Annotated in this window: 17 protein-coding genes; 4 read left to right on the forward strand and 13 right to left on the reverse strand. The window is 49.0% G+C overall.

Features of this window, described 5'->3' with window-relative positions:
- Positions 1-144: 144 nt before the first annotated feature.
- Positions 145-903, reverse strand: a complete 759-nt coding sequence (locus tag IZU26_RS00720) for an MT-A70 family methyltransferase (RefSeq protein WP_433275983.1) — start codon at positions 901-903, stop codon at positions 145-147.
- Positions 904-996: 93 nt separating this feature from the next.
- Here IZU26_RS00720 and IZU26_RS00725 point away from each other — a divergent pair, with 93 nt between their 5' ends.
- On the forward strand, positions 997-1,215 hold the full coding sequence (locus tag IZU26_RS00725) for a helix-turn-helix domain-containing protein (protein WP_433275985.1): 219 nt from the start codon (positions 997-999) through the stop codon (positions 1,213-1,215).
- Between the two features lie 2 nt (positions 1,216-1,217).
- The gene (locus IZU26_RS00730; protein ID WP_433275987.1) at positions 1,218-1,826 is read left to right on the forward strand and encodes a MunI family type II restriction endonuclease; all 609 of its coding nucleotides are present in this window, start codon (positions 1,218-1,220) and stop codon (positions 1,824-1,826) included.
- Positions 1,827-1,896: 70 nt separating this feature from the next.
- Here IZU26_RS00730 and map (IZU26_RS00735) read toward each other — a convergent pair whose 3' ends face one another.
- On the reverse strand, positions 1,897-2,652 hold the full coding sequence (gene map, locus IZU26_RS00735; RefSeq protein ID WP_433275989.1) for a type I methionyl aminopeptidase: 756 nt from the start codon (positions 2,650-2,652) through the stop codon (positions 1,897-1,899).
- Between the two features lie 278 nt (positions 2,653-2,930).
- Here map (IZU26_RS00735) and IZU26_RS00740 point away from each other — a divergent pair, with 278 nt between their 5' ends.
- Positions 2,931-3,134, forward strand: coding sequence for a hypothetical protein (locus IZU26_RS00740; protein WP_205076221.1), 204 nt, complete (start codon positions 2,931-2,933; stop codon positions 3,132-3,134).
- Positions 3,131-3,508, forward strand: coding sequence for a type II toxin-antitoxin system death-on-curing family toxin (locus IZU26_RS00745; RefSeq protein ID WP_433275991.1), 378 nt, complete (start codon positions 3,131-3,133; stop codon positions 3,506-3,508). Before IZU26_RS00740 ends, IZU26_RS00745 begins: the two co-directional genes overlap by 4 nt.
- A gap of 62 nt (positions 3,509-3,570) precedes the next feature.
- On the opposite strand, the gene map (IZU26_RS00750) is transcribed toward IZU26_RS00745, so the two are convergent.
- The 11 genes from map (IZU26_RS00750) to IZU26_RS00800 form a co-directional block, all read right to left on the reverse strand.
- Positions 3,571-4,326, reverse strand: coding sequence for a type I methionyl aminopeptidase (gene map / locus IZU26_RS00750; protein WP_433275993.1), 756 nt, complete (start codon positions 4,324-4,326; stop codon positions 3,571-3,573).
- A 227-nt stretch (positions 4,327-4,553) separates the two neighbouring features.
- Positions 4,554-5,333 carry a J domain-containing protein gene (locus IZU26_RS00755; RefSeq protein WP_433275995.1) on the reverse strand — a complete coding sequence of 260 codons (780 nt, stop codon included), beginning with the start codon at positions 5,331-5,333 and terminating at the stop codon, positions 4,554-4,556.
- 12 nt (positions 5,334-5,345) lie between these two features.
- Positions 5,346-5,852, reverse strand: coding sequence for a universal stress protein (locus IZU26_RS00760; RefSeq protein WP_433275997.1), 507 nt, complete (start codon positions 5,850-5,852; stop codon positions 5,346-5,348).
- 20 nt (positions 5,853-5,872) lie between these two features.
- The gene (locus tag IZU26_RS00765) at positions 5,873-6,493 is read right to left on the reverse strand and encodes a V-type ATP synthase subunit D (RefSeq protein WP_016519706.1); all 621 of its coding nucleotides are present in this window, start codon (positions 6,491-6,493) and stop codon (positions 5,873-5,875) included.
- A 3-nt stretch (positions 6,494-6,496) separates the two neighbouring features.
- Positions 6,497-7,918, reverse strand: coding sequence for a V-type ATP synthase subunit B (locus IZU26_RS00770; protein WP_021330047.1), 1,422 nt, complete (start codon positions 7,916-7,918; stop codon positions 6,497-6,499).
- Positions 7,915-9,705: a V-type ATP synthase subunit A gene (locus IZU26_RS00775; protein WP_433276000.1), complete on the reverse strand. Its 1,791-nt coding sequence runs from the start codon at positions 9,703-9,705 to the stop codon at positions 7,915-7,917. The genes IZU26_RS00770 and IZU26_RS00775 overlap by 4 nt, the downstream gene beginning before the upstream one ends.
- Positions 9,702-10,337 carry a hypothetical protein gene (locus IZU26_RS00780; protein ID WP_433276002.1) on the reverse strand — a complete coding sequence of 212 codons (636 nt, stop codon included), beginning with the start codon at positions 10,335-10,337 and terminating at the stop codon, positions 9,702-9,704. The genes IZU26_RS00775 and IZU26_RS00780 overlap by 4 nt, the downstream gene beginning before the upstream one ends.
- Positions 10,338-10,349: 12 nt before the next feature.
- The gene (locus IZU26_RS00785) at positions 10,350-10,682 is read right to left on the reverse strand and encodes a V-type ATP synthase subunit F (RefSeq protein ID WP_433276004.1); all 333 of its coding nucleotides are present in this window, start codon (positions 10,680-10,682) and stop codon (positions 10,350-10,352) included.
- Between the two features lie 16 nt (positions 10,683-10,698).
- Positions 10,699-11,025, reverse strand: coding sequence for an ATP synthase subunit C (locus tag IZU26_RS00790; RefSeq protein ID WP_433276006.1), 327 nt, complete (start codon positions 11,023-11,025; stop codon positions 10,699-10,701).
- A gap of 143 nt (positions 11,026-11,168) precedes the next feature.
- On the reverse strand, positions 11,169-13,160 hold the full coding sequence (locus IZU26_RS00795; RefSeq protein WP_433276008.1) for a V-type ATP synthase subunit I: 1,992 nt from the start codon (positions 13,158-13,160) through the stop codon (positions 11,169-11,171).
- Positions 13,161-13,189: 29 nt separating this feature from the next.
- The gene (locus IZU26_RS00800; protein ID WP_310822834.1) at positions 13,190-14,215 is read right to left on the reverse strand and encodes a V0D/AC39 family V-type ATPase subunit; all 1,026 of its coding nucleotides are present in this window, start codon (positions 14,213-14,215) and stop codon (positions 13,190-13,192) included.
- Position 14,216: the final 1 nt, after the last annotated feature.

Genomic DNA, 14,216 nt, shown 5'->3' on the forward strand with positions numbered 1-14,216 from the left:
AGTCGGTTACCGTTTCAACACCCATACCGTTAAAATAATACATATCGAAGGGCAAGTGTTACAAAAAAGCGCCGCAGTCTTAATAAAATTTTGTTAGTTTGAAAAATTGTTAGGAGGACAGCTCACTGACATACTAGAAATAAATCATTGATTACAAACTGAAAATAACGATTTTGTTTGTAAAAACAAACTTGATTCGTTTTTATCAGCGGAAGTTTTAATTTCTATTTTCGATTCTGGAATCTCTAGCCCCCAATTATCCCAACCAAAATAATTATTTCTTGCAAAAAGCTCTATTTTTTGCTGTTCTGGAAACATCCGTGTTATTCGATCAATTACTTCCGTAGGTTTTACGCTATGTTCTTCCCTTGGAACAGAAATTAATTGTCGTATGTTTCTAGCACCTCTTGGAGAAGGTATACAACCTTTCTTAAAAACAATACAAAATTCTGTTTGAGATAAAGTATATCTTCCAGGATTATGAATCTGCTTATCCCAAACAAAAGCTACTGTTTTATATTCAAACCTCCAAGCATTTCCCAATTCTATGGAATTTGCAAATTGGGGACCTGTGGTCCACATGAATAATAAGCAATTTTCATCAGCAATAGAATTTACATCCAACTTTTTTAAGTCGCTCAATTTCACAGTAGGATATTTAAAAGTTGCAGAGCTAATAAAAATATTTTTTTCAAATCCGACATTTATAGTTTTTATGCTTGACTTATCATATTGCATTTTTCCGCCATAATCCCAAGGCGGATCTGCATATATAATCTGATATTTTTTATTTGGTAATGCAGGATATAAATCCTCTAAGGGATTTATTTTTGTCCTTTGCTTTGCCTTTATACTATATATTGAATATCCTGAAATCTGTTTTTGCTCTGACACATCAACCACCTTGTTTAGTATAATAACATAAAGAAAAATAAAAATCAACAATGTTACTTATAATCCGTTGTTTTTTAAGCAACAAATCTATAATTTAATTATATGTCAGAAGAATCAATATTAAAAATTTTTGGGAAGCGAATACAAAGAATCCGAAAAGAATCCGGATTAAGTCAAGAAAAATTTGCTCTAAAAATAAAAATGGATAGAACTTATTATGCCTCTGTCGAAAGTGGAAAAAGAAATATTTCCTTAGAGAATATAAAAAAAATAGCAGATGGTTTTGAAATTACAATTTCAAAATTATTTGAGGAGGTTTAAGAATGGGACACAAAGCATTAAGCGGAAGAGATAATTGGGAAACTGCTTCTGGTAAAAAGGCACAAAATGCGGAACAGAATCTAATTAAAGCTTTTGAAAAACATTTCAAAAATACAGACTACGAAATTATTGATCACCCCACTCAATTAAAAAATCTATACTCACAAGTACAGCTATCCCCAGATGAAATAAAACAAATATATAACCCTGAGATTGATATTTCAGAGAAAGAATGGGGTTTATCTCCCGATTTTGCAATAAAAAATACGAAATCAGGAAAAATATTGTTCGGAGAGATTAAACGACAAGATGGTTGGGTAGAAGGAAAAGCTCCGAGTGCAGGACGTGGAAATGCACATGAACGATTATGTAAATTATTTACACCGGGTTTATTAAAAATATATAAAGCTATAAGCCATATTGATGAACAGTATTTTTTACCTTTTTGGGTGATATTCCAAGGTGATATTACAAGAGATCCAAAGAGAGTTCGAGAGATTACATATTGGTTTGATGTTTTCAAAGCTAATTATTTTTTTTGGCGCCCAAATATGACTGATGAGGATTTGATTCAATTTTTTGAAAAATGGATTAAGAAGCATATGAATTAGTAGCACCTATCGTTCCGGTCGCTGCCTCCGGCACTGCTCCACGCGGGCGTAGGCCCGGTTTTACTCACCGTTATCCGGCATAGTCGAGCGCCGTGAGTATTTCCGTGCGGTCTTTAAAAACCGCGACGGTGTGCTCTTCGTGCGCGGACGCTTTTCCGTCGGCGGTCAGCACCGTCCAGCCGTTGTCTGCCGTCACGACATCCGCCGTTCCGAGGTTGATCATCGGTTCGATCGCGAGCACCATACCCGCCTGAATGCGCGGATTCGGCCCCGACGGGCAATTCGGGATCGACGGATCTTCGTGCACGTCGAGACCGACGCCGTGGCCGCAGTATTCGTAGACGACACCGTAATTGTGCTTCACGGCGATATCGTTGACCGCCTTCGAAATATCGTGGATCCTGTTTCCGACGACGCAGGCGGCAATTCCCGCGGCAAGGCATTCCCTCGTCACATCGTCGAGCGCTTTCCATTCGGGCCGGACGTTTCCGACCTGCACCGTGTGCGTCGAATCGCTGATAAAGCCGTCCAAATCGATCCCCGCGTCGATCGAAACCAAATCACCGTCGTGGATTATCTTTTTCGCCGACGGCAGGCCGTGGATGACTTCTTCGTTGACGCTGACGCATACGGCTCCGGGAAAATTTTCGCGATACCACGCGGGTTTGCCGTGATGAGAAAGCATAAAATGCTTGCACATATCGTCGATATCCTTCGTCGACATACCCGCTTTTACGCGCGGGAGGATTTCATTGAACATATCCGCAAGCAGGTGACAGGATTTTCTGATACCTGCGATTTCATCGTCATTCTTTAACCGTATCATAAACACCTCGTGTTCGAATGGCAAGTTTTGAAAGCATTAACTAATAACGCTGTGCTGTCAGCGAGAACCCGCCCGCTTAGCCGCGGTCGAGCTTTTAGAGCAGGCTTCCGTAAGCCTGACGCTTAGATCACGGCACGCAGTCGGAACCTCGCTTCCGCACAAGCTTATTTGTTTTCAAAACTCGCCATTCATTTGACGTTAAAAAAAAATCGGAAGATTTTTGAAAAAGTCTGCAAGAAAGCTAAAAATATGCTATAATAATATTGGGAGGCAGCAAAATGTACGCAACCACAGGAATAATTCAGGGAAATACAGTTCTCACTAATGACTATTCTCTTGAACGCTATAACGGCAGAAAAGTTGTTATCACCGTTTTAGAAGACGAGAAGCCGTTTAACACTGTTTCTGCGGAAAAACTTTTTGCACTTTCCGATTCCCTTATAAGTCAGAATATGGAATCTTATAAAGAACTTGCAAAATGATTTTCTTTGAATATGAGCAAGTCGTAAAGCTTCATAGTTCTCTTGTCGAAAAAACAGGTGGACTGGATGGTGTCCGCGATGAGAATCTTTTAGACTCTACATTGAAATCACCTTTTCAAACATTCGGGGGAAACGATCTTTATCCCGAAATTTTAGACAAAGCCGCTCAGTTATGTTATTCGCTTATTCAAAATCATCCGTTTGTAGATGGAAACAAAAGAATTGGAGTACATCTTACTTTGTTATTCCTAAAACTTAACGATATTAATTTACTTTATTCTCAGCAAGAATTGATTGATTTCGGTTTCAGTATTGCTTCCGGGAAAATGCCGAAAGATGATATAAAAGAATGGTTTATTGAACATAAAAAGTAGAATCGCCTAACAAGAAGTTTAAAGCAGGCGCAAGGTCAAGCCTTGCGCCGTTTAACTCACCGTCATCCGGCATAGTCGAGCGCGGTAAGTATTTCCGTACGGTCTTTGAAAACCGCAACGGTGTGCTCTTCGTGTGCGGACGCTTTTCCGTCGGCGGTCAGTACAGTCCAGCCGTTGTCCGCCGTTACGACGTCCGCCGTTCCGAGATTGATCATCGGTTCGATCGCGAGCACCATACCCGCCTGAATGCGCGGATTCGGCCCCGAGGGGCAATTCGGGATCGACGGATCTTCGTGCACGTCGAGACCGACGCCGTGACCGCAGTATTCGTAAACGACGCCGTAGTTGTGACTCACGGCGATATCGTTGACCGCCTTCGAAATATCGTGGATCCTGTTTCCGACGACGCAGGCTGCAATCCCCGCGGCAAGACATTCCCTCGTTACGTCGTCGAGCGCTTTCCATTCGGGACGGACGTTTCCGACCTGCACCGTGTGCGTCGAATCGCTGATAAAACCGTCCAAATCGATTCCCGCATCGATCGAAACCAAATCACCGTCGTGGATTATTTTTTTCGCCGACGGTACGCCGTGTATAACTTCTTCGTTAACGCTGACGCACACGGCTCCGGGAAAGTTTTCGCGATACCACGCGGGTTTGCCGTGATGAGAAAGCATAAAATGCTTGCACATATCGTCGATATCCTTCGTCGACATACCCGCTTTTACGCGCGGGAGGATTTCATTGAACATATCCGCAAGCAGGTGACAGGATTTTCTGATACCTGCGATTTCATCGTCATTCTTTAACCGTATCATAAACACCTCGTGTTCGAATGGCAAGTTTTGAAAGCATTAACTAATAACGCTGTGCTGTCAGCGAGAACCCGCCCGCTTAGCCGCGGTCGAGCTTTTAGGGCAGGCTTCCGTAAGCCAAACGCTCGAAACGGCACGCAGTCGGAACCTCGCTTCCACACAAGTTTTATTTATTTTCAAAACTCGCCATTCAGTTATCATAACAAATGGTCGGAAAATTTCAAGTTTTATTAAACTCGAAATTGATCCTTTTTTATCAATCGTTCGCTCTCTTCAAAGCAGATGTCCGCCGTGTGCCGGTCGCCGAGCCTGAGATAGGCTTCCGCCATTTTTTTCAAAAAAAACGAATCGTCCGCCGCCGAAAACTTAAGATCGAGAGCCCTCTCCCACGCGTCGAGGGCAAGCTCGTCACTGACATTTCCCTCGATATTGCTTTTTAAAATATGGAGCGCAAACGAAATCACTTCCGGAAAAAAGAGCCTGAAATAATCGCTCTTGTATTCCATTTTAATAATCCGCTCGAGCAGCAAAAACGCATCGTAAAACTCTCCGCGCACCGTAAGCTCTTCGGCAAGGATGTAGCCGTAATCCATAAAGTCTTCGCGCGAAAACCATCTTGCAAGATTAAAGCTCGGACGAGAAGTCATCATACGTTTGAATTCCGAAACGGCTTCGTCTTCGCGGTGATGCATCAAATCCCAAAATATGAGCTTTGCCCTGCTTTCATCGTCGCTGCGTTCCGAAAGCCACGCATGATAGTCGAACGAATTTGTACGGGCTTTTCGTATATGATAGCGGCTGAAAAAAGAATTGTCAAATATGGAACGCTGTCTCGCATCGGAAAGGATGTCGTAGGCTTGCACAAGACGGCGGAACAGGGCGGTCGTTTCGGCATCGCTTTTTTTCGCCGTATCGGGATGATACTCTTTCGCTTTTTGTCTGAACGCGCGTTTGATTTCCGACGCCGATGCATCGTGCGCTACGCCGAGGATTTCATAGCAGTTTTCCAAGCGGCCGTACCCTTATGCGATTTTAAATAATTGCTCTATGTCTTTTTGCTTGACGACGATGACGGAACACTTCGCAGCGGCGATCGTTTGGCTTTGGTCGAGAGAAACGACATCGCTTCGGTTTGAGCCCGAAGGCGTGTACGATACGTCGCGTATTTTTCCGCCGAGGAGGATAAAGTCCGCGTTGTAGTCGTCGGCCGCTTTGACGATCTCCGCCCATACGGCTCCGTTGAGCAGTTCCGTTTCGGCGGTAACGCCTTTCGATTTTGCCAAATCTCCCGTATACGCAAGATATTTTTTTCCGTCGGCGATGAGATTTTCTTCGTAGAGCTTTCGCTCATCGCTCGCAAAAAATTTCGACAAGGTCAATCGCTTAATCGTCGCGGTATCGACGACGTATATAAATTTCAGATCGAGGTGATAGGTCTTTGCCATGATGATGCCGTACATCGCAGCGTGAATCGAAGCTTCGGATCCGTTGACGGCAACAAGAATACGGCTGAAAAGCGGTTTACTCATTTTATCCTACCTCCTATCGGCTATCGCCTGTTGCGGTTTTTAAGCGCTTTGAGCGTAAAGATATTTTCACGATCACGCTCTTCAAGTACGCTTTCGATATATTTTTTCGTTTCGCTCGTCTGCGGAATGATCATCTTGTCGAGCGCGTTGACCCGCCGCTGCGTTTTTTTCACTTCGCCCGCGAGCCGCCACACGATCGTGCGGATCGACGCCATCTTCGTCAAAAGCGCGAGCAAGCGAAAAAAGAGATCCATCGCTTTATCGCTGTCGGATGAAGTGCCCATAAACGAATAAAACAATTCTTTTTTCGGCAGTTCGACATCGAGCGATTTGAACGACATGCCGCCGAGCGTTTCCTGCTTTTCGTGTATGACAAAATCGTAGTGCACGCCGTGCGATATGCGCTCGACTTGATCGCTTCCCATACTCGCAAGCATTTTTCGAAACGCGGGATACGCTTCCTCGATCACTTTATCGATGTCGTGTTCGAGGAGCTTGACGTTTTCGACCATGTGCATGAGTTCCATGACGAGGATTTCGCGCTTTTGTTCCAAGAGATCGTAGCCGTTTTTGGACACGGCAAGCTGCTCTTTCATGGCGAGGAGATTCGATTTTGTCGGCGCAATATTCAGTTTTGCCATAGGCTAGTTCCGCTCCGCATCTCCGCTTTCGTCTTCACTTTTCGGCATATACTTTTCGATATATTCCGGTTTGATGCGGTAGAGCTCTTCGCGCGGCAGCGTCGTCAAAATCTTCCAGCCCAAATCGAGCGTTTCTTCTATCGTGCGGTTTTCGTATTCGCCCTGCATCAAAAATTCGTTTTCGAATTTATCGCCGAACTTAAGGTACTCGCGGTCGAGCGGTGAAAGCTCTTCGTCGCCGATAATCGCCGCGAGGTTCCGCACCGACTTCACTTTCGAATACGAAGCGAAAAGCTGACTCGAAACGTTCGCGTGATCTTCCCGCGTCATGACCCTGCCGTCCTTTGCAACTCCGATACCGTCTTTCATAAGGCGCGAAAGGCTCGGAAGCCCCGCAACGGGCGGATACAATCCTTTTTGCGAAAGCTCTCTGTCGAGAACGATCTGCCCTTCGGTGATATAACCGGTCAAGTCGGGGATCGGATGCGATATGTCGTCGTTCGGCATCGTCAAAATCGGAATCTGCGTGATCGAACCGGCCGATCCCTTGATGCGCCCCGCCCGTTCGTAAAGTTCCGCGAGGTCGGAATAGAGGTAGCCGGGATACCCTTTGCGGCCGGGCACTTCGCCTCGCGTCGTCGAGATTTCGCGGAGCGCTTCGCAGTAATTCGTCATATCGGTGAGCACGACGAGAACGTGCATGCCTTTTTTGAACGCGAGGTATTCCGCCGCCGTAAGCGCACACCTCGGCGTGATGATACGTTCGATGGACGGAGCGTCGGCAAGCGACTGAAACATGACGACTTTCGAAAGGACGCCCGATTCTTCAAAGGTGTCGGTAAAAAAGCGCGCGATATCGTATTTGATTCCCATGCCGGCAAAGACCATGACGAACTGTTCGTCGCTCGAGCGAAGCTTTGCCTGACGGATGATCTGTGCGGCGAGCTTATTGTGCGGTAAACCGTTGCCGCTGAAAATCGGCAGCTTTTGTCCGCGCACGAGCGAGTTCATGCCGTCGATCGCCGAAATACCCGTTTGGATAAAATCGCGCGGGTAGATACGCGCATAGGGATTGATCGGGTTTCCGTTTATATTGACGAGCTCCGACGATACGATGGGTGGGTATCCGTCGATCGGTTCTCCCAGTCCGTTGAAGATGCGTCCGAGCAATCCTTCACCGACGCGCAGTTCGAGCGGCGTGTCGAGGAATTCGTAGGTCGTCGCATCGAGGTCGAGCCCCGTCGTATTGCCGAAAATCTGAACGACCGCCGCGTCTTCGGAAAGATCCATAACGCGCCCGATACGCTTGTTTCCGTTTCTGTCCCGCACGCACACCGTTTCGAGGTAAAAAATATTTTCGGTTCGGCGGACGATGACGATCGGGCCGTCGACCGATGTAAATCCGCGGTATTCTATTCCTTTCATACGCTGCCTGTCCTTCGGTAGAGCCGTCTCAATTCGTCGAGCTGATTTTCAAGGTGCATCTTCACGTCTTGAATTTTGTCGGCTTCGTCGTTCGTATACTTCGACTTGATACGCATGATCTCTTCGCGCACCGGAAGGCCCGTCAATTTGACCAAGGGCGCGCCGCTTTTTATGAGCGCAAGCGCCGACGAATAATAATCCATGATGAGTACGAGGATCGCGATCTGTTTTTTCGAAACGCAGTACGCATCGATTTGGTCGAATTGATCCTGCTGTAAAAATCCGTTTTTAATCATTTCCGCAACCGAAAGCACGAGGCGGTCGGCGTCGGGAAGCGCGTCGGGACCGATGAGGCGTACGATCTGTTGGAGATGCTGTTCCCGCTTTAAAAGGTCGAGCGCACCGGTGCGTACCGACGACCACTCGGGATTATGGCGTTCCCACCACCCCTTCACTTCGTCGGCGTATTCGGAATACGAATCGATCCAGCCGATAGCCGGATAATGGCGCGCGTTTGCCAAATCCCTGTCGAGCGCCCAAAAACAGCGTATAAATCGCTTCGTGTGCTGGGTGACGGGTTCCGAAAAATCGCCTCCCGGAGGTGAAACCGCGCCGATAACGGAAACAGATCCTTCCCTGCCGCACAGCGAATTGATGCGTCCCGCCCTCTCGTAAAAACTTGCAAGGCGTGTCGGAAGATAGGCGGGAAAGCCTTCTTCGGCAGGCATCTCTTCCATACGGCCGGAAAGTTCTCGGAGCGCTTCCGCCCAGCGGCTCGTAGAATCGGCCATGATCGCGACGGCCATACCCATATCGCGGTAATATTCGGCAAGCGTGATGCCCGAATACAGCGACACTTCACGCGCGGCGACGGGCATATTCGACGTATTTGCAATGAGGATCGTGCGTTCCATGATGGAGCGTCCCGTCCGCGGATCGACGATTTCGGGGAATTCGGTGAGAACGTCGGTCATTTCGTTTCCGCGCTCTCCGCAGCCGATGTAGACGATGAGATCTGCATCGCACCACTTTGCAACGGCGTGCTGCGTCATCGTTTTGCCCGTACCGAAACCGCCGGGAATCGCCGCAGTTCCGCCCTTCGACAGCGGAAAAAACACGTCGATAACGCGGAGCCCCGTAACGAGGGGCTCGGATACCGTAAGCTTTTCGATATAGGGACGCGGAGTACGCACCGGCCAATACTGCGAAAGTTTTATCTCTTCGTCCAATTCCGTCGTCGCAATGACATCGTCGACGGTACAATCGCAGCTTCCTTTAAATGTTTTAAGCACGCGCCCGCGGATATAGGGCGGCACCATAATCGTATGCAAAACGGACGGCGTTTCCCGCACCGTTCCGAGCGGGAGACCCGGCGCGATCGGAGAGCCCTCCCCGATCGTTTTTCCGTCGGAAGTTTTTCCGGCATCGAAGTGCCACGTTTTTTTCGTGTCGAGCGGTTCGGTGCGCTGCCCCGGAAGCAAAAACGCAGTCCCGTCTTCGTACATCGATTCGAGCGGGCGCTGGATACCGTCGTAAATCGTACCGACAAGTCCCGGCCCGAGCCTGAGCGACAGAGGGCGTCCGTAGCTTACGATCTTTTCACCGACGTGCATGCCAGTGTCGTCTTCGTAAACCTGAACGGTTGCTTTGCCTTTATTTTGCCTGATGATTTCGCCGATAAGCTTTTTTTCGCCGACATCGACGACATCGTATAATCCGCATTCGTCGAGCCCTTCGGCAAAAACGATGGGGCCGGAAATGCGCGTAATTTTCCCTTCAACTGTCATGAATCAAACCTCCCGCCGAACAGAGCTTTGGCGAGTTCCGCGCGGTGTTCCGTTTCAAGCTCGCCGACGATCTGTGAAAGCGTCAGACGGCAGCGGATCATTTTATCTTCCGTTTCGAGGATGATACCCTCTTTAAATGTCAAGCCGGCGATCTCTTCGTCACCGCTTTTTTCGTATGCGACGGACGAGCAGGATGCAAGCGACACGCCTTCTTTTTTCAAAGCCGCTTCCGCACGCGCGGCATCGAAGCCGAACACAAGCGCGTTCACTTTTTGAGAAGCGACAACCGCTTTATATGCGTTCCATCGGCGGACGGCGAGCGCGATACGCTTTTCTTCCCCCAGCGCTTCGAGGTAGGAATCGATCGCTTTAATAATCGCGCTTTCCATAAACGAAACGAGAAAACGCTCTTTTTCAAGCGGGACGACGGCGTCTCTGTCGGCTTGATAGCTTTCCGTCTTTTTTTGATATTCGGCGGTTTTTTCTTCCGTAAATTTTTCGATGCGGTGCGCCACATCGGCGACGAGCGCTTTTCCGTCGCTGTCGGCTTTTGCCAAAATGCGTTCCGCTTTTTTCCGTGCGTCCGTTTCGATTTCTTTGTCGAGAACTTCGGTCGAGCGTAATTCTTCCATAACGATAATCCTTTAAATTTTTACGCCGATTGCTTCCCCGATCGCTTCGGTAAGCGTTTTGCGCCCGCTCAAATGGCCTTCGAGCCCGGGTATCTCTACGATAAGCGGATAGTCGGCCGTCTTTTGCCATTCGAGCTCTTCGTCTTGAATATAAGAGGCGGCGCTTTCCGTGAGAATGAGGACGCGGGGAATTTTTTCAACGGGAACGGATACGGTACCGCTCCTGCCGGTAACGCGGTTAAACGATTCCAGCACTTCCTGACGCGTTTCGGCTATTGCACCGTCGACGCCGACAAGTCGGAATGCGAGAACCATTTCGCGTTCACCGATCACAAAATAGTTCAAATCGGTGTATCCTCGATCAGTTGATGATAAGGAATCCGATCAAAAAGCCCCAGAGGCAAATACCTTCGGCAAGACCGACGAAAGGAAGCGCTTTTCCCGAAAGGTTCGCGTTTTCGCTCATCGCGCCCATAGCAGCCGCTCCGATTTTGCCGACGGCCATGCCGCCGCCGATACACGCGATACCGACCGCAAGAGCCGCAGCGATGTAGCGGATGCCGCCGCTCACGGAAGCTTTCGATTCCACGGCAGGTACGCTCTGCGTTTCATTTGAAGACTGCGCGAAAAGCGCGCCGACCGAAAAAATTGCCGAAAGAACGGCAACCGCGATAAGTTTTTTATACATAGAAACTCCCGTTTTCGGACATCATCAGCATCCGAAAAAGTTTTTTAATCATGCGCGTGCTTCGAAGCGCAGAGCCTTACTCCGACGTTTCCTGCAAGCGCACGCTATATATTCGAGTCTGCGACGCAAACTCACCGGGCAGCCTATTGCACGGCGCCCTGTTTATACGTAAAGCAAAACGGCGAAAACTCGACACCCGTTTCATTGAAAAACTTCGAAAAGAATTCGTAGTATTGCAGACGCACGACTTGGATCGCGACGATCATGCCTTCGAGCACGATGACGAGCGCGTTTCCGAGTACCGTTACGATGATACCGCCCGGAGAGCCGATCATGTCGGCGAGCATCGAAATGACGAACGCGAGCACCGCGTGCGCAAGCGCAAACGCACCGACGCGCAAAAAGCTCACCGAATTCGAAAGATAGGTCGAAATCACTTCGATGAGTTCGACGACGCCCGAAATGACGAGCGCACCGATGCCGTTTTCGGCGATGGGACGCTCTCCGTCGACGAGACGCTCAAAGGGCTCTCCGAATGCGGCAAAAAACATGAGCACGCCGATCACGATAAAGTCGAAACGCGACGCCGTTTGATGGAAAAACAAAACGCGTACGACGAGCGCGACGATGTACCAAAAAAAGCACGCGCCGGCAAGCCCCGTCTTTCCGAAAAGCGCACGGCCGGGTTTTCGCACGATGAATTTATTCGTGATATTGATTATTAAGCCGATCGTATTGATGAGAAAGCCGACGGCAATCGCAACGCCGAACATCGCAAACATCGCCGACGTATCGGTTCCCGACGGCATGAGCTTTATGATCGGCGCGTGCGGCTTTCCGAAAAATCCCGTCACCCAATATGCAAAGGGTTCGAGCAGCGTTTCGTTCGTAAAAAACTCGCCCGTCAAAAGTCCCATGATCATACTGCTCGCTCCGACTGCGATAAAGACGGGTGCGGATCTGTTGTACGAACCGATGCGCACGATTCGTTTTTCGAGCAAAATGCCGAGCAGAAATATGACAAGCCCTTGTCCGAAATCTCCGAACATGATGCCGAACAAAAGCGTAAAAAAGAGCGCGACAAAGGGTGTCGGATCGATCGTACCGTAGACGGGCGCGCCGTAGCTGAAGAGCATGCGCTCGAAGCCTTTGACGAATTTCCGGTGATGCACTTCGACCGGCACCTGCTCTTTTCCGTTTATGACCGACGGCACTTCGGACGGCAGATATTCGCGGATAGCGATCCGTCCCTCCGTGAGCTCATCGAGCTCTTTCATCATCGCTTTGCTGTCGCGGGATGAAACCCAGCCGGTCAAACGGTAGACGAGTTCGGTCGACTGCAGCTTCGATTCGACGTCCTGAATCTGCATGCCGATCGAAAACGAGCCGAGGAGCGCGAGCAGTTTTTCGCGGTGCGTTTCGGCAAAATTGCTGCGCTCTTTTTCCAGTACGGTGACTTTTTCCGCAGCGACGCTTTTTTCATTTTTGAGACCGGAAAGCACATCGTCGGGAATCCCTTTAAAATCTTGGGGGATTTCCATATTGACGAAATTGAATTTTTTCAATTCCGTGTCGAGTACGAAGCGTCCCTTTTTCGAAGACGCCGCGAGGATGCGCGAATTGTCGTTGCCGAGCGGAATGACGACAGCCCGCTCCCCGACCGCATCTTTGAGCGCTTCAAACAACGTCGGATCGATTTTGCCGATTCTCAGCGAAAGGAACGAAAGATGCTCGAGCTCGGAATACGACGCTTTTAAGTTCGAAAACGCGAGCGCTTCTTTGTATGCGTCGTCGACACGCTTGGCTTCTTCGATGCTTGCGGTAACGCGATGTTTCAAATCGTCCACTGCGGCAAGCAGTTTTGCAGCATCGTCCCTGTCCGCGTCGGAAGGCGCGCTGCACGATCGCCCGTCATCGGTTCTGTCGGGGACGGCGAGAAAGATGCGTGCGCGCTGAAGATTGTCGAAAAATTCTTTGTCGGCATTTTTAAAAGCGTCGGAGGGGGAAGCGTCCCCTCCCTGCAGTTTTGTCTGAAACTGAAAGTTACCCTTTTTACCGAGGTATTCGATCACTTTTGAAATATCCTGCCGGAGCGTCATAAGCTCTATGAGCCGCATTTCAGTCGTTCGTGCCATATTTCACCTTCTCGCTTTTTGCTGCAATATTATGATCGGGCATTCGCCGCCACTCCCGCAATCTTCATCCCTTCTTCCGCGCCGACATTGAGGCGGATACTTTCGGCCGCCGTCCGTATGATATCGCATTCGTGTTGCTTTATCTTAAACCACGAAATAAGCACGACATCGGTCAGCGGATATCGGTGGAAGAGACGTTCGGCGCGGCGGTTTATGTCGACTTTGCACGCATCTTCCATCCAGCGCGGATCGAGCTTCCACACAGCTCCCTCTTCGTGAGGATTGAGCAGCGGCGCATACTGCCAGTCCTTCCAATCGGCGTAGGTGTCGACCGCTTTGTCGAGAATCGCGATCGCAGGAGCGGCAAGAGGATCGGATGCTTCATGCCGGTCGTCCGCGTACGCAAGATGCGTCAATATCTCTTCCTTTTTCATGTCGTAGTACACTTTCAAACGGAGTGCCCACACGATGTTTTGCATAACATAGTAATGCGTAAAAAAATCGACGACGGGCTTTTTAATTTCTCCGCGCACTTCGTTTACGCACTGCCACATGAGCTTAACGTATTGACTGTCGAGCTTTGCGTTGACAATATGCTGGTCGTGGATATCGGGCACCGAATCGTACCACGCAAACGGTGTTCCCTTTGTGATCGAAGCGATATCCGGCCACGCTTTATAATCGAGCACACCGTATGAGCCGAGCGCAGAGAGGTGCGGCATCTTTTCTTCTTTTAAGCACAGCGCCGCGCTTATCGTTTTTAAATTTTCGATAACATAAAAGTACAAAAGCTCGGTCAAAATAGCATGAGGCTTGTCGTACATTTCAACGAGCGAAATATACTGCGCCAAAAAACGGTCTTCCGCTTCTTCTTCCAATTTTTCGCCGAGCATAGTCTGCGGGATGAGCGGTACTTCCGTACCGAACACGAGCGTCCACAATTCGGGAAGCGTCTTTACGGCAAACAGAGCTGAAGCTCTCTCGCCGACAAAAGCTTTTCGGAGCATTCCCGCAGCTTTGGCGTTTACATAAGAAGCAGCACCGGAGTATTCCATA

Origin of the sequence: Treponema sp. SP13 (assembly GCF_050938355.1) — a bacterium.
Lineage (GTDB): Bacteria > Spirochaetota > Spirochaetia > Treponematales > Treponemataceae > Treponema_D > Treponema_D socranskii.

Bases quoted from the DNA above. Each gene is read 5' to 3' on its own strand.
- IZU26_RS00760 (WP_433275997.1), bottom strand. From the start codon at position 5,852: ATGAGTAAACCGCTTTTCAGCCGTATTCTTGTTGCCGTCAACGGATCC.
- IZU26_RS00765 (WP_016519706.1), bottom strand. From the start codon at position 6,493: ATGGCAAAACTGAATATTGCGCCGACAAAATCGAATCTCCTCGCCATG.
- IZU26_RS00795 (WP_433276008.1), bottom strand. From the start codon at position 13,160: ATGGCACGAACGACTGAAATGCGGCTCATAGAGCTTATGACGCTCCGG.
- IZU26_RS00745 (WP_433275991.1), top strand. From the start codon at position 3,131: ATGATTTTCTTTGAATATGAGCAAGTCGTAAAGCTTCATAGTTCTCTT.
- IZU26_RS00725 (WP_433275985.1), top strand. From the start codon at position 997: ATGTCAGAAGAATCAATATTAAAAATTTTTGGGAAGCGAATACAAAGA.
- IZU26_RS00790 (WP_433276006.1), bottom strand. From the start codon at position 11,025: ATGTATAAAAAACTTATCGCGGTTGCCGTTCTTTCGGCAATTTTTTCG.
- IZU26_RS00730 (WP_433275987.1), top strand. From the start codon at position 1,218: ATGGGACACAAAGCATTAAGCGGAAGAGATAATTGGGAAACTGCTTCT.
- IZU26_RS00740 (WP_205076221.1), top strand. From the start codon at position 2,931: ATGTACGCAACCACAGGAATAATTCAGGGAAATACAGTTCTCACTAAT.
- IZU26_RS00780 (WP_433276002.1), bottom strand. From the start codon at position 10,337: ATGGAAGAATTACGCTCGACCGAAGTTCTCGACAAAGAAATCGAAACG.
- map (WP_433275993.1), bottom strand. From the start codon at position 4,326: ATGATACGGTTAAAGAATGACGATGAAATCGCAGGTATCAGAAAATCC.
- IZU26_RS00770 (WP_021330047.1), bottom strand. From the start codon at position 7,918: ATGAAAGGAATAGAATACCGCGGATTTACATCGGTCGACGGCCCGATC.
- map (WP_433275989.1), bottom strand. From the start codon at position 2,652: ATGATACGGTTAAAGAATGACGATGAAATCGCAGGTATCAGAAAATCC.
- IZU26_RS00775 (WP_433276000.1), bottom strand. From the start codon at position 9,705: ATGACAGTTGAAGGGAAAATTACGCGCATTTCCGGCCCCATCGTTTTT.
- IZU26_RS00800 (WP_310822834.1), bottom strand. From the start codon at position 14,215: ATGGAATACTCCGGTGCTGCTTCTTATGTAAACGCCAAAGCTGCGGGA.